Source organism: Lewinella sp. LCG006 (genome assembly GCF_040784935.1).
In the GTDB taxonomy this organism is placed as follows: Bacteria; Bacteroidota; Bacteroidia; order Chitinophagales; family Saprospiraceae; genus Lewinella.
Genome location: NZ_CP160680.1, coordinates 1,378,017 through 1,399,836 on the forward strand (window position 1 = coordinate 1,378,017; position 21,820 = coordinate 1,399,836).

The 21,820-nt window shown below is 47.6% G+C and carries 16 protein-coding genes; 8 read left to right on the forward strand and 8 right to left on the reverse strand.

The features are described 5' to 3' along the window. Positions 1 to 152: 152 nt before the first annotated feature. The 4 genes from AB0L18_RS04845 to AB0L18_RS04860 form a co-directional block, all read right to left on the reverse strand. Positions 153 to 719 (reverse strand): hypothetical protein, encoded by a 567-nt coding sequence (locus tag AB0L18_RS04845; RefSeq protein ID WP_367391449.1) that lies wholly within the window; start codon positions 717 to 719, stop codon positions 153 to 155. 124 nt (positions 720 to 843) lie between these two features. After that, the gene (locus AB0L18_RS04850; protein WP_367391450.1) at positions 844 to 1,419 is read right to left on the reverse strand and encodes a hypothetical protein; all 576 of its coding nucleotides are present in this window, start codon (positions 1,417 to 1,419) and stop codon (positions 844 to 846) included. Between the two features lie 124 nt (positions 1,420 to 1,543). Beyond that, on the reverse strand, positions 1,544 to 2,116 hold the full coding sequence (locus AB0L18_RS04855; protein ID WP_367391451.1) for a hypothetical protein: 573 nt from the start codon (positions 2,114 to 2,116) through the stop codon (positions 1,544 to 1,546). Between the two features lie 64 nt (positions 2,117 to 2,180). Further along, positions 2,181 to 2,747, reverse strand: coding sequence for a hypothetical protein (locus tag AB0L18_RS04860; RefSeq protein ID WP_367391452.1), 567 nt, complete (start codon positions 2,745 to 2,747; stop codon positions 2,181 to 2,183). A gap of 217 nt (positions 2,748 to 2,964) precedes the next feature. On the opposite strand from AB0L18_RS04860, the gene AB0L18_RS04865 reads away from it, so the two are divergent. The 8 genes from AB0L18_RS04865 to AB0L18_RS04900 all read left to right on the forward strand — a co-directional run bounded on the left by AB0L18_RS04865 (position 2,965) and on the right by AB0L18_RS04900 (position 13,965). Continuing rightward, positions 2,965 to 7,287 carry a CusA/CzcA family heavy metal efflux RND transporter gene (locus AB0L18_RS04865; protein ID WP_367391453.1) on the forward strand — a complete coding sequence of 1,441 codons (4,323 nt, stop codon included), beginning with the start codon at positions 2,965 to 2,967 and terminating at the stop codon, positions 7,285 to 7,287. 100 nt (positions 7,288 to 7,387) lie between these two features. After that, positions 7,388 to 8,533, forward strand: a complete 1,146-nt coding sequence (locus AB0L18_RS04870; RefSeq protein ID WP_367391454.1) for an efflux RND transporter periplasmic adaptor subunit — start codon at positions 7,388 to 7,390, stop codon at positions 8,531 to 8,533. A gap of 57 nt (positions 8,534 to 8,590) precedes the next feature. After that, positions 8,591 to 9,094, forward strand: a complete 504-nt coding sequence (locus AB0L18_RS04875) for a hypothetical protein (protein ID WP_367391455.1) — start codon at positions 8,591 to 8,593, stop codon at positions 9,092 to 9,094. Positions 9,095 to 9,232: 138 nt separating this feature from the next. Then, positions 9,233 to 10,246, forward strand: coding sequence for a c-type cytochrome (locus AB0L18_RS04880; protein ID WP_367391456.1), 1,014 nt, complete (start codon positions 9,233 to 9,235; stop codon positions 10,244 to 10,246). 34 nt (positions 10,247 to 10,280) lie between these two features. Continuing rightward, the gene (locus AB0L18_RS04885) at positions 10,281 to 10,991 is read left to right on the forward strand and encodes a c-type cytochrome domain-containing protein (RefSeq protein ID WP_367391457.1); all 711 of its coding nucleotides are present in this window, start codon (positions 10,281 to 10,283) and stop codon (positions 10,989 to 10,991) included. Continuing rightward, positions 10,969 to 11,376, forward strand: a complete 408-nt coding sequence (locus AB0L18_RS04890) for a hypothetical protein (RefSeq protein ID WP_367391458.1) — start codon at positions 10,969 to 10,971, stop codon at positions 11,374 to 11,376. The genes AB0L18_RS04885 and AB0L18_RS04890 overlap by 23 nt, the downstream gene beginning before the upstream one ends. Positions 11,377 to 11,501: 125 nt before the next feature. Beyond that, the gene (locus AB0L18_RS04895; protein WP_367391459.1) at positions 11,502 to 12,935 is read left to right on the forward strand and encodes a hypothetical protein; all 1,434 of its coding nucleotides are present in this window, start codon (positions 11,502 to 11,504) and stop codon (positions 12,933 to 12,935) included. Positions 12,936 to 13,092: 157 nt separating this feature from the next. Continuing rightward, positions 13,093 to 13,965, forward strand: a complete 873-nt coding sequence (locus AB0L18_RS04900; RefSeq protein WP_367391460.1) for a DUF5777 family beta-barrel protein — start codon at positions 13,093 to 13,095, stop codon at positions 13,963 to 13,965. Here the strand turns inward: AB0L18_RS04900 and AB0L18_RS04905 are convergent. The 4 genes from AB0L18_RS04905 to AB0L18_RS04920 all read right to left on the reverse strand — a co-directional run bounded on the left by AB0L18_RS04905 (position 13,962) and on the right by AB0L18_RS04920 (position 21,699). Next, positions 13,962 to 14,588 (reverse strand): carbonic anhydrase, encoded by a 627-nt coding sequence (locus AB0L18_RS04905; protein WP_367391461.1) that lies wholly within the window; start codon positions 14,586 to 14,588, stop codon positions 13,962 to 13,964. The genes AB0L18_RS04900 and AB0L18_RS04905 overlap by 4 nt on opposite strands. 223 nt (positions 14,589 to 14,811) lie before the next feature. Next, a complete protein-coding gene (locus AB0L18_RS04910; protein WP_367391462.1) occupies positions 14,812 to 15,513 on the reverse strand; it encodes a DUF2490 domain-containing protein in 702 nt (233 codons plus the stop codon). Between the two features lie 135 nt (positions 15,514 to 15,648). Further along, the gene (locus AB0L18_RS04915; RefSeq protein WP_367391463.1) at positions 15,649 to 17,517 is read right to left on the reverse strand and encodes a proton-conducting transporter membrane subunit; all 1,869 of its coding nucleotides are present in this window, start codon (positions 17,515 to 17,517) and stop codon (positions 15,649 to 15,651) included. Between the two features lie 3 nt (positions 17,518 to 17,520). After that, positions 17,521 to 21,699 carry a putative inorganic carbon transporter subunit DabA gene (locus AB0L18_RS04920; RefSeq protein WP_367391464.1) on the reverse strand — a complete coding sequence of 1,393 codons (4,179 nt, stop codon included), beginning with the start codon at positions 21,697 to 21,699 and terminating at the stop codon, positions 17,521 to 17,523. Positions 21,700 to 21,820 lie beyond the last annotated feature (121 nt).

Consider the following 21,820-nt stretch of genomic DNA (forward strand, 5'->3'; position numbering starts at 1 on the left):
AATTTATTTTTTCTCCGTCTCTAAGCGACAATTGAGAAAATAGAAAACAAAGCTGTACAGAACATGATGATGTTTTGTACAGCTTTTTTGTGGTCTATAGACCTTATCCCTTTGGAGATTATTAAGCAAACGGCGATTCCACCAGCCCCCCCCTACTCCTCTTTCACCCGAAAACTCCCACAGCCCAGCCGCATACTATCAGGAGGATTGACAAACGGAATGGGATTGGCAGGTGGAAAATTTACCTGAAAATGCCCCTCCAGTATACTGGTGTCGGCGTTGAAATAATCGATAATCAGGAAATCCTCGTAGCTCGGTGCACTTCCGTACTCAAACCTAAATCCTCCCAGCACTCCGTGATCCGTATTGTAACCATAGTTGGCATAAACAATATGGGGCGAGGGGTTGCCGCTGTTGGTAAAGCCCAGCCAGAGTGTATCACTTAGATTACTGTTACGGTGAAGTGACAATGCAAAGCGTTCCGTGAAACCGTCCGGTCTATCTTGAAAGAATTCAATTGACGAACCATAACCTCCCCACCTCACATAATCAGCTATCCAGCACTCGCTGTTCCTGATGGCCTTGCCGAAGAACTCTTCTTCTGTTTCGCACATCACCTCCAGGCAAGCAGGCGGTGGCGGAGGTTGCGGGACGGCATCATCGTCATCGCAACAGCTCAAATACATGACGGGAAGCAGTAAGAGCAGTAGTTTTTTCATGATCGGGTGAGGATTAGGGGTGTTTTCGTGTAATTGTCATCGCTCATCACCTCCAGGAGGTAATAGCCGGGGAGGTGACGGGCAAGATCAAGATGGAGAAATTTTAGGGGTTGACCAGCAAAACTTAATCTCTTTTTACCCGAAAACTTCCGCAGCCCAGGCGCATCGAATCCGGTGCGTTAGCGAAAGAACTCATACTTCTATTCGAAAAACTTATCTGGAAACGGCCTTCGATGATGCTTGTATCAGCATTAAAATAGTCGATCAGAAGGTAATCGGTATAGGTAGGTTCTAATCCATGCTCAAAACCAAATGTACCCAAGGAAGCATCTACACCTCTATAACCGTAAAAAGATGACGCTGTTGAGGGAGATGGATTCGTAAAACTATTGCTCCCAATCCATATTGTATCGTCCAAAATTGTATTGTAAAAAAGTAGAATAGATAGCCCTTCGCTAACTCCATCTACCTCATTTTTATTCAAATGGATAGAATACTCTCCCCCTGGTGAAAGATGAAGATCCACCCAATCTGCCACCCAGCACTCCCCATTCATTATGGCTTTCCCATAAAATTCTTCTTCCGTTTCGCACAGCACCTCCAGGCAGGCGGGCGGTGGCGGTGGCTGCGGGACGGCATCGTCGTCGTCGCAACAGCTCAAATACATGACGGGAAGCAATAATAGCAGTAGTTTTTTCATGATCGGGTGAGGATTAGGGGTGTTTTGGTATAATTATCATTACTCATCACCTCCAAGAGGTAAAAGCCGGGAAGGTGACGGGCAAGATCAAGATGGAGAAATTTTACGGGTCAACCAGCAAAACCTAATCCTTCTTCACCCGAAAACTCCCGCAGCCCAAGAGCATACTATCGGGAGCATTGACGAAAGAGTTGACACTTCGATTCGGAAAGCGCACCTGAAAACGACCTTCGATGATACTTGTATCAGCATTAAAATAATCGATCAGTAAATAATCTTCAAAAGTCAGTTCCGTACCAAATGCAAAATCGAATTCGCCCACGGAAGAATGCGAATCAAAATAACCATAATAGGTCAGCGCTAAATTGGGTTCAGGATTATCACTATTTGCCAAACCGATCCATAGTGTATCATGCAAGTTTGCATTTTTGATTATTTCGATAGATAGCCCCTGCCGAATATCATTTACCTGATTTTTATTCAAGTCAATAAAGTTCACACCTTCATCTCCATAGAGACGTACCTCATCTGCCACCCAGCACTCCCCATTCATTATGGCTTTCCCATAAAATTCTTCTTCTGTTTCGCACACCACCTCCAGGCAAGCAGGCGGGGGCGGAGGCTGCGGGACGGCATCGTCGTCGTCGCAACAGCTAAGGAAAGCGAAAAACAGTAAGCATATTTGGAATTTCTTCATCGTTTGGTAAAGATAAGCGAGGTTCTTAAAAGGATAACAGCAGTCTCTACAAAACTCGCAAACCCTACTCCTCTTTCACCCGAAAACTCCCGCAGCCCAAACGCATACTATCAGGAGGATTGACAAACGGAATGGGATTGGCAGGAGGGAAATTTATCTGAAAGTGTCCCTCCAATATACTGGTATCCGCATTGAAATAATCGATAATCAGGAAATCCTGGTAGCTCGGTGCACTTCCGTACTCAAACCTAAATCCTCCCAGCACTCCGTGATCCGTATCATAACGGTAGCTGGCAGAAACAATATGGGGTGAGGGGTTGCCGCTGTTGGTAAAGCCCAGCCAGATGGTATCGCTTAGATCGGTATTACGGTTCAGTGGAAAACTCAAAACTTCCGTAAAACCATCCGGTCTTTCCTGATACAAATAAATTGACGAACCGGGCCCTCTAAACCTTACATAATCCGCTATCCAACACTCGCTGTTCCTGATGGCCTTGCCGAAGAACTCTTCTTCTGTTTCGCACAGCACCTCCAGGCAAGCAGGCGGTGGCGGTGGCTGCGGGACGGCATCGTCGTCGTCGCAGCAGCTAAGGAAAACGAAAAACAGTAAGCAGATTTGGAACTTTTTCATTATTCAACAAAAAATTATTGCGGCATTACCACGGCTTAATTTAAGAAAAAAATCCGTGTTGATCTAAGGGCTTCTTCCTCGTTTAGGAAAGGTATTGCGCCCATAATAAATAACGGGGAACTTTTAGGTCCTCCAGTCTTAAGCAAATCTTAAGCATCAGCTAAGACAATCCTTAGGGGCCTGCGGCTACTTTTACACGGTCAAAAACAAACGTGTAATGTTAGAGCAGATCATTAATTATAGCATTCGTCATAAACTGATTGTATTGCTTTTTACGCTGGGGATCGTCGGGTTCGGGCTTTATGCCTTGTCGCAAATCTCCATTGGGGCCGTACCCGATGTCACCAACAACCAGGTGCAGGTCATTACCACCTCCAGGAATCTTTCTACCCAGGATGTGGAACAATTCATCACCTATCCTGTGGAGTTAGAGATGGCCAATCTGCCGGGGGTGAAGGAGATTCGGTCGGTTTCAAAGTTTGGTCTCTCGGTCGTGACCATTGTTTTTGAAGATCGGATGGGTACCTACCTGCCCCGACAACTCATTGAAGAGAAAATCAAGGCGGCGGAGGAAAAAATCCCCGCTGGTTTTGGTAAGCCTTTCATGGGGCCGGTCACTACCGGACTGGGGGAAATTTACCAATACATTCTCGATGTCCGCCCCGGTTACGAGGATCGGTATTCGATCATGGAACTACGGACGATTCAGGACTGGATCGTCAAACGCCAACTCTCCGGTATCCCTGGCGTAGTGGAAGTAAACACCTGGGGCGGGCAACTGAAACAGTACGAAGTGGCCATTGATCCGCAGCGTTTGCGCAGTATCGAGCTCAGTGTTACCGAAGTCTTCCAGGCCCTGGAGCAAAACAACAATGTGGCGGGCGGCGGCTACATCGAGAAAACGAACGAAAGCTATTTTATTCGCGGCGAAGGGCTGATCGGCTCCCTGGAAGACATTGAGCAAATTGTGGTAGACAACCGCAACGGAACACCCATTTTCATCAAAGATATCGCCAAGGTACAATTCGGGGCCGCTACCCGTTTCGGCGCCATCACCGCCAATGGCCAGGGCGAAAAAGTGCTCGGACAGGTGATGATGCTCAAAGACGGCAACTCCAAAGCCGTGATCGAAAGTGTTCAAGACCGGGTGGCCCAAATCCAGAAATCGCTCCCGGAAGGAGTGTACATCAATGCTTTTCTGGACCGTAGTGTACTGATTGGCAAAACGACCAGTACCGTCGCCGAAAACCTGATTTTGGGTTGCTTGATCGTCATTTTCGTAGTCGTCCTTTTGCTCGGCAATTTCCGTTCCGGGCTGGTGGTGGCTTCGGTGATTCCCCTCTGTCTCTTGTTTGCGCTTTCGCTGATGTACCTCTTTGGGGTGGATGCCAACCTGATGAGCTTGGGAGCCATTGACTTTGGGATCATCATTGACGGGGCGGTGATCATTGTAGAATACGTCGCTTATAAAATCACCACCCAGGCCGACCGCCTGAACGGGCTCGACGCGACCGATCGCCAAAACATGATGGATGAGATCACCTTTAAAAGCACCACCAAGATGATGCGCTCGGCGGTATTTGGGCAGATCATTATCATTATCGTCTTCATCCCAATTCTTTCGCTGACCAATGTAGAGGGGAAAATGTTCAGCCCGATGGCCATGACCTTCTGCTTTGCGCTCATTGGAGCCATGCTGCTGTGTTTCACCTACGTGCCCGTCATGTCGGCCCTTTTCCTGAAACCCGCCAAGCAGAGTAAGCGCAATGTTTCGGTGATGATTTTATCCTTTCTGGAACGGCTCTACACGCCGACCATGGCCTTGGCTTTGCGCTACAAGGGAGTTGTCCTTTCCATTGCCGCAGTGCTGTTAATCGGTTCCGCCCTCCTTTTTTCTCAGATGGGTGGAGAGTTTGTACCCACGCTGGATGAAGGTGATTTTGTCATCCAACCCGTTTTAAAAACGGGGACTTCGCTGAGCAAAACCATTGAAACCACGACGGCCATCGAAACCATCCTCAAAAAGTTTCCCGAAGTCAAGCAAGTGGTTACCCGAATTGGTGCAGCCGAGGTGCCTACCGACCCCATGTCGATGGAGGAAAGTGATGTCATCATTACCTTGAAGCCCGCCCACGAATGGACCACGGCCGATACCAAAGACGGGCTGGCCGATGCTTTTAAAGCAGCCCTTTCGGTGATCCCCGGCATTGAGTACGAGTTTACCCAACCCATTGAGATGCGCTTCAACGAGTTGATTACCGGTGTGCGCGCCGACCTTGCCATCAAAATATTTGGCGAAGACCTGGACCTCCTCAACGAGTTGGCGCAAGACATCAAAAAGGCCATCGATGGAGTGGAAGGTGCCGCCGATATTTCGGTAGAAAAAGTGGCTGGCTTGCCGCAAATGAGTGTCCGCTACCAGCGGGAAAAGATCGCTAAATACGGCCTGAACATCGCCGACGTCAATAAGCTGCTGACCATGAATTTTGCGGGGCTTTCCGCAGGTAGTGTCTTCGAAGGCGAGAAGCAATTTGACCTCGTTGTCCGCTATGATGCTCCCTTCCGCAAGGATCTGGAAAACTTGCAAAACAGCTTTGTCTCCCTACCCAATGGCCAGCAGATTCCCTTGCGGGAACTGGCCCAAATAAGCTACACCACCGGCCCCGCCAAAATCTCCCGCGACGAAACCAAGCGCCGGATTGTGGTGGGCGTAAATGTCCGGAATCGTGACTTGGAATCGGTGGTCCAAGATGTGCAGGGGATTATTGAGAAGAAGATCGACTTGCCCGTGGGGTATTCCATCACCTATGGCGGTCAGTTTGAGAACCTGCGCAGTGCCCGCAACCGCCTGATGGTAGCGGTGCCCATCGCGCTGGTGCTGATCTTCATCATGCTCTACTTCGCTTTCCAATCGGCCAAAGAAGCACTGATGGTGTACAGTGCCATCCCGCTATCGGCCATCGGTGGTATCCTCTTGCTGTATATCCGGGGCATGCCTTTCAGCATCTCAGCCGGGGTAGGTTTCATTGCGCTCTTCGGGATCGCGGTACTCAACGGCCTGGTCTTGATTGAACATTTCAAAGAACTAAAAGCACACGGTATGACCAACTTGAATCGTCGGATTCTGGTGGGTACCCAACAGCGGCTACGACCTGTTTTACTAACCGCAGCGGCGGCAGCCCTGGGCTTTTTACCCATGGCCTTGTCTACCTCTGCCGGTGCGGAGGTACAGCGGCCACTGGCGACCGTTGTGGTCGGCGGACTGATCTCGGCAACCCTCCTGACCTTGGTGGTGCTACCGGTGTTGTATGCCTATTTTGACCGTAAGGGCAGAGGCAGAAAACGCAAGCTCAAAGCCTTAGCGGTACTGCTGCCACTGTTGGCCTTATCGCTGCCAGGATATTCGCAAACGCCGGTTTTATCACTGGAGCAAGTCCTGGACCAGGCGCTGACCAACAATGCCGGACTGGAAAGCCAACGACTTTCTGTCTCCCAGCAGCGAAGCTTGGTGCCCGCCGCCTACAATATCGACCGGACGCATATTTACTACGGTTACGACGAAAACAATATAGCTCCGAATAACCAGCCGCTGAGCATTATCGGGGTAGAACAAAGCTTTCAGTTGCCCGGTGTTTACCGCGCCAAGGAGGAATTGCAGCAAGGGCAAGCGGCTTTGCAGGAACAAGTATTAAAGCTGCAAGAAAGGAATGTGGCCAAGGAGGTTTCCAAGGCTTACCTCAATATCGTCTATTGGGCAAAGCGGCAGGAGAATTTCCGTTACCTCGACAGCCTCTATCGCGAACTGGCCCGCGCGGCCAGTCGGCGCTACGAACTGGGGGAAACTAATTACCTGGAACAACTCTCCACTACCAGCAAGCAGCAGGAGATCACCCTGCAATTGCAGCAATGTGAAGATGCATTGGAGGAAAGCTACCAGGCGCTCAAGCAATGGCTCCAAACCAGTGATCCGTTTGAGGTAGACACCAAGGCGTTTCCTGTGCTGATCGCTCAGGATACCTCCATCAGTAAGCATCCGGCTATCGCCTATTTTCAGCAGGAAGAAATCAATGCGGAACTGGCGGTAAAAGTTGCTCAAAAGGAGCTGCTTCCCGACTTGCAACTCGCCTACTTTGCGGGCACCAATGGCGCACCCGAAGCCGCTGTCTACCACGGTTTTCAAGTAGGTGTAGGTATTCCGCTGTGGCGCAAAAGCGGGAAAGCGAAAATAACGGCGGCAGGATTGCAAAGCAGCATCACAGCCCAGCAAAAACTCGATTATCAAATCCAGTTACAGACCACATCGGCCCGGCTACAAGCGCAGGCCACCAAACATGAGCGGGCACTGGAATATTACCGAACAAATGGCCAGCGCTTGGCTCAGGAAATCATCCATACCTCTACCCGAGCCTTTCAGACCGGAGAGATCGACTTTTTGCAGTACCTACAGTCGCTGGATCAGGCCAAACAGATGGAAAACAATTACCTGGATCAACGGCTACAGTACTACCTGACCATTTTGGATCTCCATTATCTGAACTAGTGGATCAATCTTGGCTTGGGCTTCAGCCCGAGCTTGAAGATTCCGCTCGGGCTGAAGCCCAAGCCACTTCTAATCATTCACTATCAAAAAATCAATATTTATGAAAAATATAAATTTCGTTTTCCTGCTTTTTTCTTTCCTGTTGTTCAACGCCTGTCACCAGCAAGCCGATGAAGGCATTGAAATTGCGGCCGCTGACGAAGAAATGACCGATGGAAGCATTACGGTCACCGCGCAACAGTATGCACAAGCAAAGATGCAGTTGGGGCTACTCACTGCCCAGGATTTGCCCAATATTGTCACTGCTTCCGGTATCTTAGATGTACCTCCAGGCCACCAAGCTGCGGTGAGTGCTTACGCCGGAGGTTACGTCAAAAACATACAGTTGGTACCGGGGCAAATGGTCAGTAAAGGACAGCGCCTTTTCACCTTGGAGAACCCTGAGTTGTTGATGCTTCAGCAAAATTATCTCGAAACGGTAGCGCAACTGACCTACCTCAAAGCAGATTACGAACGCCAGGGGACATTGGCCGATGAGAACATCGCCTCGCAAAAAAACAGCCTTAAGGCAACGTCTGATTATGAAGCGACCCTGGCGCGGGCCGAAGGCCTAAAAGCTCGCCTTAAATTATTAGGCATCAACACCAATGATCTTACGCCTACGACCCTCACTAACAGCATGACCATTTATGCCCCGATCAGTGGTTATATCACCGAAGTGAATGCGGTGCAAGGGATGTATCTGCAACCCCAGGACGTAGCCCTGAAGATCATCAACACCAGTAATCTCCACGTAGAACTAGAAGTTTTTGAAAAAGACATTATGTCCATTAAAACCGGTCAAAAAATCTCGTTCCGCATCGCTGACAAGGGCAATAAAAGCTACGAAGCCAGGGTACACCTGATCGAAAAGACGCTTGACCCCGAAACCCGACTGGTGAAAATACACGGAGAATTGGATAACACCAATGCTTCTTTCCTCCCCGGCATGTACGTCAGTGCCGAGATCATGACGAGTGATTTAAAGGGGACCTCCATTCCTGAAACTGCCTTGGTCAATGCTGGAGACGCTACCTATTTACTGGTTTTAAAAGAGAGAACGCCGCAGCAAATCACCTTCGAGCAGCGCATGGTAAAAACGGGCTTGCAAAGAGATGGCTGGGTACAAATCCTCAATCCAGAGACCTTTCAGCCACAGGATTCTATTCTAATTGAAGGGGCTTTTAACTTGATCGGGATAGAGTAGCGGGGTTTAGCTTCGCGAAGAAGCTATTCATTATTTCAAAAATTAAATTCAATAATCATGAACGGAGCACATTGGCATTTAGTACTGAACCATTTGCCCATCATCATTCCGATGGTTGGTTTATTAATCATGCTTGTCGGGTTTTTCCTGGAATCTGACATCCTAAAAAGAGCGGCCTTCGGTATTTTTATTTTAGGTGCATTAAGCGCCATTGTGGCTTTCTCAACGGGCGAGGGAGCAGAAGAAGTTATTGAAGGAATTGCAGGTATAGATGAGCAATTGATAAAAATTCATGAAGAAGCAGCAGAGATCTTTGCCATCTTACTTTATGTCTTGGGAGGAATTTCCCTAATCGGTCTGTGGGCAAATTGGAAGAAGCAACCCTTCTCCAAAATCATTGCTGTTGTGACCATCGTTTTTTCCTTGGTTGTTCTTTTTTACGCCAAGCAAACCGGAACAACCGGTGGTGAAATCAGGCATACTGAAATCAGAGCCGATGGTTTTAATGGCACTAGCAATGTCAACCAAAACATGGAATACGAGACAGATGGTGATGATTAATTTGGGATAATTGGTTTTTTCAAATGAAATTTTCCGACGAGCTCCAAGCTTGTCGGGAAATTTTTAATCATCGTAAGCAACCCTTTTTTTGCTATTGCCGTATGGGCTTGTAATTCATCATTTGAAGTATTTTTCTTTATGCTGAAAGCCAGTTTAATACTATCCCTTTTAGGAGGAATCCTTTTTATTGCCCGGCCCAATCTGACGGAATGGGCGGGAAAAGATAGTCTGCAAAAAGTACAGGCGGCATTAGGCGAACCACTGCCTCCTCACTACCTCTCTCCTACGGAGGATCAGATCCGTATAGGAAAAGAACTGGTGTTGGAGGGTCGTACCATAGGCCCTGACGGCCAACGCACTAATTACATCAGCAAATATTACGCTTGCACCTCTTGCCACAATATTGAACAGGAAGATCCTGACCTCCGCGTGAGTGACCCCGAAGCGCGGATGCCTTACGTGAAAGAAAAAGGCCTGCCCTTCCTGCAGGGCAGCACCTTCAAGGGCATTGTCAATAGGGAAAGTTGGTACAATGATGATTATGTCAAAAAGTACGGGGATGAAAAAGTCGGGCGGGCGCACCGCGACCTCCGGGAAGCAATCCAGTTGTGTGCCGTAGAGTGTTCGCAAGGGCGACCGATGGAAGACTGGGAAATTGAAGCGGTATTGGCCTATTACTGGTCGTTGGAATATACGCTGGATGATCTTGGCATGACCGAAGAAGACCTGGCTCAACTCAACCAGCAGCAGCAAGATGAACAGCAGCACCCGGCCCTAAAAGGCTGGCTTCGCAGCTTTTACAGCACCAAGTCCCCGGCGCACTTCTACGATTCGGCTCCTAACAAAGAGCTAGGTTACGAAGGACTCACCGGACGCCCGGCGGTAGGCCGTGACCTTTATGAACTCAGCTGCCTGCACTGCCACAAGCCCGGAGGCGTTTCGCATTATATTTTGGACCATTCCGAATTGAGTTTTCAGCATTTAGAGCGGATGATTCCCAAGGATTCTCACTTTTCGCTTTATCAAATCATTCCCTACGGTACTTACGCGATTCCCGGGCACCGCCCCTATATGCCGCATTATCCAGAGGAGCGGATGAACCAACAACAAGTAGAAGACCTGCGGGCCTACATTGAGCAAATGGCCCAGTAAAACAATTACAACCATCATCTATAACAACCACACCATGCAACGACTCCTGATTTCAAGTGGCATTTTGGCCCTCTTTCTTTTCGCGGCGTGTACCACCGATCCGATTATCCCCGAGGGGGGTATTCCCGTCATTCCCCCAATCCAGGATCCTGGCACTACCAATGACAATGAATGCCCGGATGGCGTCATTTCCTTCCAATTCCAGGTGCTGCCCCTGATGATCTCCTCCTGTGCCTACAGCGGGTGCCATGATGCTATCTCCCACGAAGAAGGTGTGGTGCTGGATTCCTACGAAAAAATCCTACGAGAAGTAAGGCCAGGTAACCCCAACGACAGTGACCTTTACGAGTCGATTACGGAAAACGGTGATGACATTATGCCCCCGCCACCAGCTGCACGCCTGACAAATGCACAGATCACAATGATCAGAACCTGGATACAGCAAGGTGCTGAAAATACCGATTGTGGGACTCCTTGCGATCCACAAGCCATTGCTTTTGCCGCAGACATCCGCCCTCTCCTTGACAACTACTGTGTAGGCTGCCACAACAACAACCGCCAGGAAGGTAATGTCAATCTGTCCACACACGCCAATATCCTGACTTATGTGAATAACGGCGGGCTGATGGCGACGATCCGCGGTGATCAATACTACCCTATTATGCCTCCTACTGGTAGTCGGTTTAGCGATTGCCGAATTGAACAAATACAAAACTGGATCAATGATGGTGCTCCCAACAACTAAGGCTGCTCTGCTACGCAGCTTATCCTATACCCTTGGTTTCTTCTTTTTGTTGGCCAATAGCAGTTGTTATTATGACAACAAAGAAGATCTCTACCAGTATATCGTCGATATCGAATGTACCGCTAACGAAGCGACCTTTACCGCCGATATCGCGCCTATTCTATCCGCCAACTGCAACCGCTGCCACCGTAATGGACGCGAAGACGGCAACGTCAATTTGGAAGGTTACAACCGGGTGTTGCCTTATGCGCAAAACGGCAAGTTGCTGGGCACCATGGATCATGCTCCTGGCTACGGCATTATGCCTCCCAGTGGGCCCAAAGTTCCTTTTTGTGATATCGAAAAAGTGAAGCTTTGGCTGGAGGCCGGTGCCTTGGACAATTAGTTTTTACGGGTACTTGGTATTTGGTTTGGACTTTGGAAGGCTTTAGCCAGAAAAAGGAATAAAGTTGGTAGTGGGGTGTTAACTTAGAGTATGAAAAAAAGACCCACCCCCTCTACCAACAGCTTATGGCTACAGCCCTACCTAGAAGGAGAGCTTTGGCAAATCTTATACTGAGCCTATCGAGCAATACTCATTATGATAGTATCGCTGAGCTGAGTTTAAATCCTGTTTATCAGCATCAATATGCCAGTCTTTATGACGTATTTGATGAGTTATCCAAAGATGAAGAATCTTTTTCATGTTTGCAAAAACTTGTGAGTCAATTTGTCTTTAAAGAGTTAGGTCAGATAGTAAAAGGAATTGGTGATAGTTCATTGCCCTTGGTCGTAAGTACTGACGTGACGCCGTGTGAATACACTCATGCCCAGAGCTTACCTGATCGTCAGGCCATTGTTCTACCTAATGGAGCCGGCCAATCCCGGACTAATTTAGGTGTGGGCTATAATTTGAGTTCCCTGAACTTGTCTTCCTTTAGTGGTTCATGGAGTTTGCCCTTGGATCTGCGGCGGGTAAGGCTTGATCAGACGGCCTCCCAATGCGCTCAAGAGCAGTTGACTGGACTGTTAAGCGATCATGAGGGCATCATTGATAACACCCGTTTGGTGATCCATTGTGCCGACAGTGCCTATGGGAATAGTGCTTTTCTAGCTCAACCCTATAAGGATCACCCCAATCTAGTGAATATCGTTCGACTAAAGCATGGCTCCAAGGTCTTTAAGCAGTATGAGCGGACAGCTAGTTCAAACCCATTGCAATACTTTGGCGAGCAGAGCTATTTGATTATGGACTCGGATACCAAATCATATAAACAAAAGAATAGTAAGCAATTTTATGACGTAGAACGTAAGGCCATCAGTGAGACGCAAGCCGATGAGTCTATTGTGGTGGAAGAAATCATGGGACGTCAGTCCCGTCCAGTAATGGTTACTATTGAACGGTGGAATAATTACCTGTTACGCTCTAAGAGTGGTCAGTCGATGAAAGAACATCCCATTGATTTGCTACGTATTCGGTGTATTGATAAGAGCACAGGGAAGCCGGTTTTTAAACGAGAACTTTATCTGGCTATCAGTGGTGAGCGTAAAACAGAAGTGAGTAGCATCATGGGCAGACAGTACTACCGCTCGCGTCAAGATATTGAAGCCTTTTTCCGAACGGCAAAACAACACTTTCTACTAACTAGATTTGCCACCTCGGTACAGCAACACTTGGATAACTTTCTTCAAGTTGTTATCTTGGCTAGTTATGTGGCATTTTTGAATGCCGATCAAGTAGACAATCAACCTATTCACCCATGGGAACGATATCAGCCAAAAAAGAAAAAAATAAACGGGCGGGTGACCATGACACAGTCTATCCGCAAAGCCCAAGCCTACTATTGTACTTTGGACTTAAGTGACCTAAGCCCTCCAAAGTCGAAGGGAGGAATAGGAAGACAAAAAGGACATCAACTTACCCCTAAAACAACGTATAAAGTGGCTCGTAAACCCAAAAAATGAGCTTACGAGCCACTTAATCTACATCGCAGGGCAGTTTTAGGAACGATTTTCTGAATCTTGAAACATTCGGAAAGCTAAAGCCTTCCAAAGTCCAAATTTGGTACTTCGTACATGGTATTGAGATTTAGTAAAGAAGACACTTACAACAAAAAATAAGATGATCAACAAATTTTTATCGGCCTGCGGGTTAATCCTCCTCACTCAAATTTGCTTGCTCTCCACGGTTTATGGACAGGGGACAGAGAAGCAGTATGCTTACGAAACCTTCCGCGGCACGCGGGTGATCAACGGGCAATCGGTAGAGATGCGCCGGGGCGGAGAAATGGAAATGATCATCAACCACCGTTTTGGGCGGATCAACGGTGGAGGCTACGAATTTTTCGGGCTGGATGAAGCGAATATCCGAATTGGGTTGGATTATGGTATTATGGATTGGCTCACCGTAGGTGGAGGACGAAGCTCTTTGGGAAAGGAATTTGACGGTTTTCTGAAAGTCAGTTTACTTAAACAATCAACTGGTGGTAGCTGGGCCATGCCTTTGTCTGCCACCTTTTATTCCAGTGTTGCTTACAACTCCTTGCAGGATAGTGATCCTCTGCGCCCTGTTTTGCAGCAGCATCGGTTTAGTTATGTATCACAACTCTTGCTGGCTCGAAAATTCTCTGACCGCTTTTCTTTGCAATTGGCCCCTACTTACGTGCATTTCAATATCGTAAACACCCAGGACGAGTCGAATGACAAGATCGCCCTGGGTGCTGCGGGAAAATACCAGCTTTCCAAAAATTGGGCACTGACTTCCGAATACTACTATACCTTGCCTGCTTACCAGCAAGCGGATCGTACCAATGCTTTATCCATTGGTTTTGACCTCAATACCGGTAGCCACGTTTTTCAATTTCACTTTACCAACAGTACCGCCATGATTGAAAAACAATTTATTGGCGAAACCACTGGAAATTGGCTAGACGGTGATATTCACCTGGGTTTTAACATCGTACGAACCTTTAAATTGAAAGGCCGGAGGTATTAATCCAAGCGATAAATTTCTCTCACCCCGGAAAGAATCTGCTCAAAATCAATCTTCAAGTCAATTAACTTGCCGCTGTGGATGTCAAAGACCCAGCCGTGCACCGTGATGCCCCGGTCGCGGAAAGCCGTCTGAACAGCAGCGGTCTTCAGCACATTTACACACTGTTCCTGCACATTCAGCTCGACCAGTCTTTTGTACTTTGCTTCCTCATCGGCAATGGCGTCCAGTTCCTTACGGTGCAGGCGATACACATCGCGGATATTTCGTAGCCAGGGGTTGAGGATACCCAGATCAGCCGACTGCATGGCGGCTTTTACCCCACCGCAGAAATAATGTCCACAGATCACCACGTGGTTCACCTTCAAGTGACTCACTGCGTATTCGATGACCGACATCACGCTCAGGTCCGTATTGGGTACCATGTTCGCAATGTTGCGATGGACAAAAATATCTCCGGGTTTTGCGCCCATCAGATCCTCTGCCGTCACCCTGCTATCTGAACAGCCAATGTAAAGGATTTCGGGACTTTGTCCTTTAGACAAATTCACGAAGTAGTCCTTCTCCACATTAAGTTTATGGGCTATCCAGTTTTCGTTGTTTTTAAAGATTTGATTAATGTCCATTCCTGTTTCTTAGCTTTTACAATTCGATTACTATGCTATAAAGATAGCAATACTTTCATTAGCTTTAGTATACCTCACTGTAAAAGAACAAAAACCTCACAGCGGGTTCTCAGGAAATGGTACCTGTTGAAACCACAAAGCGCCATGGGCTGGTGCCCAAAGCGCTTTGTGGTTCTTTTATTCTGCTTTCAAAGAAAACAAAGTATATGCTTAAGAAGACCTGCTAATGATGCCGAAGGTCAAAATTATAGCTTAAGCCCACTTGCAATGTGTGATTATTTTCAGCGTGCAGATTATCAACTTTTACGAGGTATTGATTCATGTAACCCAGGCTTAAGGCACTGTTTTTATTCAAACGATAGCCCAGGCCGCCGTACAACCAGTTTTGGTCAAAGTAATGGCTACCCGCTGTTTTTCCGACGTTGATCATGACTTCATTGAAAAGCGACAGGAACAATTTATTTTTATCAGCCTTTTGCAGTGGCACCTCTAAAGTCACGCGATAGCGCAGCCGATTTCTCGTATCTACGCCAGAAACAAGCCTTTGCTCCAGGCGATAAAGCTGGGAAACCCCTACGCTTCCAATCTTATCTTTTAGCGTAATTTGCTCATAGATACGGTGTTCCTTCACCCGGTGCGCGATGGGTTGTTCTCCGTAAGGAAAGTTGATCACATCGTCGTACCCCAGGGTAGCCATGAGCTTAGCAGAATAATGATAATTGACGCCAAGGCGTAGTAATGATTGCTGCCAGTTTTTGACCAAGTCATTCCTCCGGAAAGAATAAAGGGTGTGTAAGCTAAATTTTTCAGCAAGCTGGTGGTTACCTGAATAGGTCCACCATGAGTTGAGTTGGGAAACAGTTTGTGCATTTAGCGTAAAGCATGTCAGCCCGCTCATGAGCAGGAATAGAAAATACTTCTTCATGGAGAATTTATTTTATGCTGTTCGTCAGCTAAAGACGGTAGGATACAAGACGTATCCTACCGAACCGAACAGTAAAAGAATCAATTGGAATTAACAAAATCGAATCTTCGACGAAGAGGGGGACTTCTTCTATTACTACGAAGAACGATAAGCCACTTCGTGATAGCCTTTCTTGTGTTGCCCCAAAAAGAGGCGCGCATAAATTCGGAAAATCACCAAACCATCCAGGATTAAATTGAGGACGATAAGGATCAGTAATGGGAATTGATTTTCATGAATGTGCCCCAATAATAAATCCTCTCCAATGAAGGTGGGAGTAATGGGGAACCCGGCAAGCCCAAGACAAGCAAGAGCGAAAATGAAGGCCAGTTTGGGGTACTCGTAGCTATGTCCGTGAAACTCGTTCAAGGACACCGCTTCTCGCTTATTACGCAGTTGGTTGATCACCAAAATACCGATCATGCCCGAGATGAAAATACCACTCAGATAGATGTGCACCTGGCTAAAATCAAAAGCCTCGTTGAAACCAAAAGCCAAGGATTGATAAAGCTGATTAACGATAATCAGGACCCAGCTGCTCCGCGCAGATTTGCGTTCCACAAAAGCTTTCAAAATAAAAATCAACCCAAACAAGGCAAAGGCCTCTGGTAAGAAACGCAACACCCCAGCAGGAAGAAATTCTTGATGATAGACCGCATAAAGCCCCATCAGAAACGGCGGCAAAGCCAGCATGTAGGTTTTCTTTTCATCCAGAAAACGGAAAGTATTACCCGCTACTTTAAGTGGATTCCAGAAAAAACGGTACATGAACCGGTCCAGGTTAAACTCTTTGATACTCAGCACATAAATCGACAGTTTGATCTTGTTCCACAAGCCACTGGTCCCTTGCGGTGCAGGCGGTGTGAAGTGAAAAAACTGGTCATGAATACGGTAGCTAAGTACAGAAGGTGATACCATCAACTGGTGACTGCGCAAAAGAGCATTGCCAACAAAGTGGATCAAAGCTACGCCGTACCATCCCAAGGCTACTTCCATAAACATCAAGCCGATTTGCGCGATGGAAGAATAGGCAATCTGGGTTTTAATCGAAGATTGCACCCGTGCCGTCAGCGTTGCCATGATACAGGTCAGTAGTCCTACCCCACCGATCAACCAATGGAACAACAGGTTTTCTTCCCAAAATGGTGCTGTACGAATCAGTAAAAACACGCCGATGTGTACTGATAGAGAACCGTAAAAGATCGCACTTGAAGTGGTGGGGCCTTCCATTGCTCGTGGCACCCAAAAAGAGAAAGGAAACTGAGCCGACTTTACCATTGCCGCCAACAGAAATACACCAGGAATCATGAATTCGTAGAAAGTATCATCCAAAATATGAGCCTGAGGGTTATGCAGGCCATCCAGTGTGGCAAAATTGATACTGTGTCCAAAATAATGGTGACAAATCCAGATGCCTAGCAGCAACGCAATATCGGCTACCCGGTACAATGAAACCACCTTCAAGGCATTCTTCACCGGGAGGTACCGCTCGCGGTAGAACCCGATGAGGAAGAAAGAAGTAACACCCAATACTTCCCAACCCACGAAGAGGGTCTCCAGGTTGCCGGACAAAAGTACCAGCACCAGGCCAAAGTAGAAGAACTTGAGGTTATTGAAAAAGCGTTTATAGCCTTTTTCCCGGTGAATATAATACCTGCTGAAAGTGATAACTACTCCCGTAAGGAAGGTTGCAGTAAGCAGATACACCAACGAATAAGCATCGAGAAACAAACCGATAGAAAATTCTGTCGACGCCTGATGGTAAAGTACTGGCCCTTGGTAGTATACGGGCTCAAAGCCATTGCCGGCCCACATCAAAGCCAGTAGAATTAGAAAGATAAAATTGACACCTACTCCGAGTGCCGTAGCAACGAAGATCGGGCGCTCGTCCTTGTTGTTGAAAAGGAAACCTATGCCCAAGGCCAACAAGGGAACAATTAATAAAATTGGCAGTATGAGATTCATGGACTATTTGTTTTGAGTAGAATAAATGTGAACAGGGATATTCTCCTTGGTCGCATCCAAAATATGGTTGGTTGTCATCTTCTTGGTCTTCACGAGAACCTTCTGAATATCGGATGCTTGTTTGACCATAGCTAGCGGTTCGTACAAGACAAACTCACCATTATCAAAGTGGTACAACTGGCCATCCTCCGGGGAGATAGCCACTAAATGCAACCAACCTTTATCAAACCAATCGTAAATAGCTGCTGAAGACTTGATGACCTTCAGGACGATTTCCGGGCGGTGTTCTACCATCATCAGGAGTCGTACGGGGTCGTGATTTTCAATCATTTGCAGTGGCAAACCGGGGCGCAAGTCACCGTCGCTGCTGTTAGCTACGCCGATGAGTCCCATCACATTGTGCGGTAATTTGGTACCTGCTCCCATCTTCTCAATATCCATCCGGGAGAAGTAATACTCCAGGTTGATGCCACCACAAACAGCAGGTAGCGGGTTCATCACCTGCAACAGCACCTCTCCGGTAGGGTCGGTCTGGTAATTGTAGGTCTGCAAGAAGGCCCGACGATCCAGAAACAAGCCTTTCATCCGATCACGTGAACCCACATAACACAAGGCGTTGGTGCCGTGCCCCAGTTCCGGCCGTGGTTCGAAATAAGAAACCGAGCGATCTTTGATGGCTTTTCTAATCTGTTTGATATCCTGGTTGATGTCAATCGAAGCAAAACGACGTGCGCGCTCTTGGGCATTCAGGTCGAGGGCTTTCTCCATACGAGCATAGAACAGCTGGTGTTGAGCGGCATTCTCCGGGGTAAGGATTTCGGTATCGTAATAGCCTACCTCATCACTGGCTGTATCGTGCATGGCTCCCACAAACTGGGTCGTATCAGGGATGTTGATCCCCCGCGATTCCAGGACTAGACGCACCTTCGGGTGGTTGGCCATGAACGAAAACACCCGCGCATTGATCGCACCAGGGCGACCGCTACATGCACCACAATCGTGAGCACCGTGGTGAGGGTTGTTGGCACTGCTACTACCGTGCGCAATGACATAGACCACATCCGTAAAGTCTTCCGTAAGGCCAATGCCCCGAAGTAGACCTTGTACGACATCCGCCATTTCTTCCACCGTGTAGCCTACCTGCAATCCGTTCTCCCGATGGTTGGGATCCGTATTTTCGATCAGTAGCTTGCCATTGGTATCCATGTGGGAGAAAGCATCCGCAATATCCGCCCGCATCTTGGGACGGAACAAGTCGCCTAACATCCGGAATCCGGTAATAAGCCCTAAGGACAAGGCATACATAAACCCACGGAAGAAGGTATGCGAATGCTTATTGTGGAAAGCCACCTGCTCGTGCCCCTTACTGACTTCAATTTCCTTGATCAGGTGCTTGGGTGTAATGGCTACCGGACAGTTTTTCTCATAAAACTTCCCACCATAAGGCTGAAAGTAAATGGCTGCTCCATAGAAACCAGGGGCACCGATCGTTTCACAATCAGGATCAACGGTCTCCAAATGACGGCGAATTGAATCCTCGCGATCATCGATGCAGAACATGGCCTGGAAGCTTTTTTTGCCCGACTGAGTTGTAGCAGGTGTGTCCGTCAATTGCGCTACGGCGCTAAGCACCTCATCGTAGTAATCCCACTCGAAGGCTTCCTGCCAGAACTGTAAAATTTCTTCTGCTTCGCCAGTAACGACTTCGCGGAAGTAATCTTCTGCGGCAATAACCGGTTCCGCGCAAAGCGGCTGCCAGCGACTGCCCAGATTTTGGTCCAAGGCATCTATTTCCAACAACAACTCCAGCAAGATGAAATCTCGCAGGTTGACGGATTTTGAGTACAACAACGTCTGGGGGTTGTCTTCAATGGCATTGATGATGCCGCTCCATCCCTTGTGACCAAACTGTTGGTCATAAATATATTGTTCATAGTAGCGGGAGTCTCCTACTACGATATCCAAAAGTTCGGTAAGCTCAAGTTGCTCCTTGGCTAAGAGTTCTTTTACACGTTTCGACTTGAAGAAGCTACTAAAGCTGTTTTGCTCCAGCGTACGGATAGCATTCAGTAGCCCCTGGTCTTCAAAGGGGAAATGCCACAGGGCTATCCCTTGATCCAGGTAACTACAGATGATCCGGAACAGTAAGGGTTGCACCAGGTTGTCAAGATCAATTTTGTACTGCTCTTTCCATTGGGCACGCAGTTGGCCGATACGCGGCGCATAAGTGCTCTTGTATCCCTCTTCCAGCATTTTTTGCCGATAGAGGATCAGGTTTTCTTTCCCTTTATGGGTAATGATGATACGATCCAGCATTTCCGGACGAATGCGGCCCTGCTTGTAGAGGCCACGGTATTCATCAATATTGAAGGTCACCTGGATACCGAAAATCTTTGCGGCACTGAAAATGCCTTCAAAAAATTCCTTTTCCTGAAAAGCATGCAGCGAATTGTGGTGCACAAAATCTTTTAGTGCAGCCTGCGCAGGTAAATAGTGTTTCAATTCGTGTAGCAGGTGCTTTTCGTTGAAAGGCACTGCAGCTGTTCCTGCAGCTACACCAGGTACCGGCTCCCGACGAGGGGCAGCTCCTGTTCTTTTTCTTGCCGCTAGCGGGTGGTTTGAAACGGGGCTCAAATCTTCCAAACCAACGAAATGGACGGTTCCACCCGTAGCATGGTAATCCTCTTCAAAATGATGGAGATTTTCCATGACGGAGTGGTCTATTATTTTTGTGCCCTCAATTTCAATGTAAACCGTTTTACCGACGGGAATCGTCCCCAATTCTTTTTTCAAGCTGAGGTAGTTGGTAAAGAGGGCCGTTTCTCCTAAGCGTAGTCTTACGAAATTATCCTCTTCGATGATTATTTCTGCATTTGATTTGAAGAGTGACCTAAGGGAAGCTCCACGGAACAAGTGGATCACTACTTTCAGCAGCATCCCCGCAGCAATACCTATTAGAAGGTCTTCAAATAAAGTGAAGAAGATCGTCGTGATAAAAATGGCCAGCTGTTCTGCTCCAATTTTATAGGTATGGATAAACTCTCTGGGGTGAGCCAGGTTGATGCCTACGGTGATCAGCATAGCCGCTAGCGCAGCATTTGGAATTTGTTCCAACAAGCGATACGCCAGCAAGGCAAATAACAGCAAAAAAGTGCCATGGAAAAAATTCGCCCACCTCGTTTTTGCTCCTTGTTTAACGTTGGCCGAACTACGAGCCACCTCTGAGATCATCGGCATTCCACCAACAAAAGCAGCTAGTGTATTGGCAATCCCTACCGCAATCATGTCCTTATTGGGGTCTGATTTCCGCTTGTAAGGATCGAGCAAATCCACTGCTTTTACGGTAAGTAAACTTTCCAAGCTACCTACCAAGGTGATCATCACGACGTATTTCAGGAAGATGCCCAATTTGGCAACACCTGAAAAATCTACATTGTATCCTACCTGATCGGTCAGTACGCCTACTTTCACCAAGGTATAAGCAGGCGCAGTGCTACCCAGTTGGAGATACATCCCTGCTGGGATAGCAAACAATAACACCAGCAAAGGTGCGGGTACTTGCTTGAGTACAGGGTGCTTCACCATTTTCCAGCCCAGCATGATGGCCAAACTTATGCCGCCAATGATGCTCACTGTCGGATCGAGGTTAGCAAAAAACTCGGGAATAGCAGCAAACAAAGCCAAGGGCCCCTTGCCCTTCATTAAGGCAGGATCTACGTTGAGTAATACTGGTATTTGTTTGGCAATAATGATCAGCCCAATAGCCGCCAGCATCCCGTGAATGGCGGAAAGCGGGAAGAAATCAACAAACTTCCCAAGCTTTAATACGCCAAATAAAATCTGCAATAAGCCCGCAACCACCATCACCCCAAGGGCGAGGTGCCAACCTTCTACACCACCACCTAATTCGGTAACGGCACCAGCTACAATCACAATCAATCCCGCTGCCGGGCCTTTGATTGTCAGCTTCGAACCCGTAAAAAACGTAGCGACCAAGCCACCAATGATGGCCGTCACCAAGCCCATTACTGGTGGGAATTCTGAAGCTTTAGCAATGCCCAAGCTCAGCGGTAGGGCCAATAAGAACACCACAAAACCAGCAGTATGATCTGCCACAAAATTCTGCTTAAGCCCTTCCCATCCATCTTTGGGAAGAGAAGGTGCTTTTTCTTCGATTTGCATATCCAATTTAAATTTATATAGCATCTAAATGCACGAGACGTACTTGCGGTCCTTGCCGAAAAGTAGTAGTTGTGCTAAGAAAAACCGGCAGAGGAATATGCCAGTGCACTGCATTTTCAAC

Coding starts and splice junctions, on each gene's coding strand:
- AB0L18_RS04850 (WP_367391450.1), bottom strand. CDS start 1,419: ATGAAAAAACTACTGCTATTATTGCTTCCCGTCATGTATTTGAGCTGT.
- AB0L18_RS04915 (WP_367391463.1), bottom strand. CDS start 17,517: ATGAATCTCATACTGCCAATTTTATTAATTGTTCCCTTGTTGGCCTTG.
- AB0L18_RS04890 (WP_367391458.1), top strand. CDS start 10,969: ATGATGGTGCTCCCAACAACTAAGGCTGCTCTGCTACGCAGCTTATCC.
- AB0L18_RS04845 (WP_367391449.1), bottom strand. CDS start 719: ATGAAAAAACTACTGCTCTTACTGCTTCCCGTCATGTATTTGAGCTGT.
- AB0L18_RS04855 (WP_367391451.1), bottom strand. CDS start 2,116: ATGAAGAAATTCCAAATATGCTTACTGTTTTTCGCTTTCCTTAGCTGT.
- AB0L18_RS04870 (WP_367391454.1), top strand. CDS start 7,388: ATGAAAAATATAAATTTCGTTTTCCTGCTTTTTTCTTTCCTGTTGTTC.
- AB0L18_RS04875 (WP_367391455.1), top strand. CDS start 8,591: ATGAACGGAGCACATTGGCATTTAGTACTGAACCATTTGCCCATCATC.
- AB0L18_RS04880 (WP_367391456.1), top strand. CDS start 9,233: ATGCTGAAAGCCAGTTTAATACTATCCCTTTTAGGAGGAATCCTTTTT.
- AB0L18_RS04860 (WP_367391452.1), bottom strand. CDS start 2,747: ATGAAAAAGTTCCAAATCTGCTTACTGTTTTTCGTTTTCCTTAGCTGC.
- AB0L18_RS04885 (WP_367391457.1), top strand. CDS start 10,281: ATGCAACGACTCCTGATTTCAAGTGGCATTTTGGCCCTCTTTCTTTTC.
- AB0L18_RS04900 (WP_367391460.1), top strand. CDS start 13,093: ATGATCAACAAATTTTTATCGGCCTGCGGGTTAATCCTCCTCACTCAA.
- AB0L18_RS04920 (WP_367391464.1), bottom strand. CDS start 21,699: ATGCAAATCGAAGAAAAAGCACCTTCTCTTCCCAAAGATGGATGGGAA.
- AB0L18_RS04905 (WP_367391461.1), bottom strand. CDS start 14,588: ATGGACATTAATCAAATCTTTAAAAACAACGAAAACTGGATAGCCCAT.
- AB0L18_RS04910 (WP_367391462.1), bottom strand. CDS start 15,513: ATGAAGAAGTATTTTCTATTCCTGCTCATGAGCGGGCTGACATGCTTT.
- AB0L18_RS04895 (WP_367391459.1), top strand. CDS start 11,502: ATGGCTACAGCCCTACCTAGAAGGAGAGCTTTGGCAAATCTTATACTG.
- AB0L18_RS04865 (WP_367391453.1), top strand. CDS start 2,965: ATGTTAGAGCAGATCATTAATTATAGCATTCGTCATAAACTGATTGTA.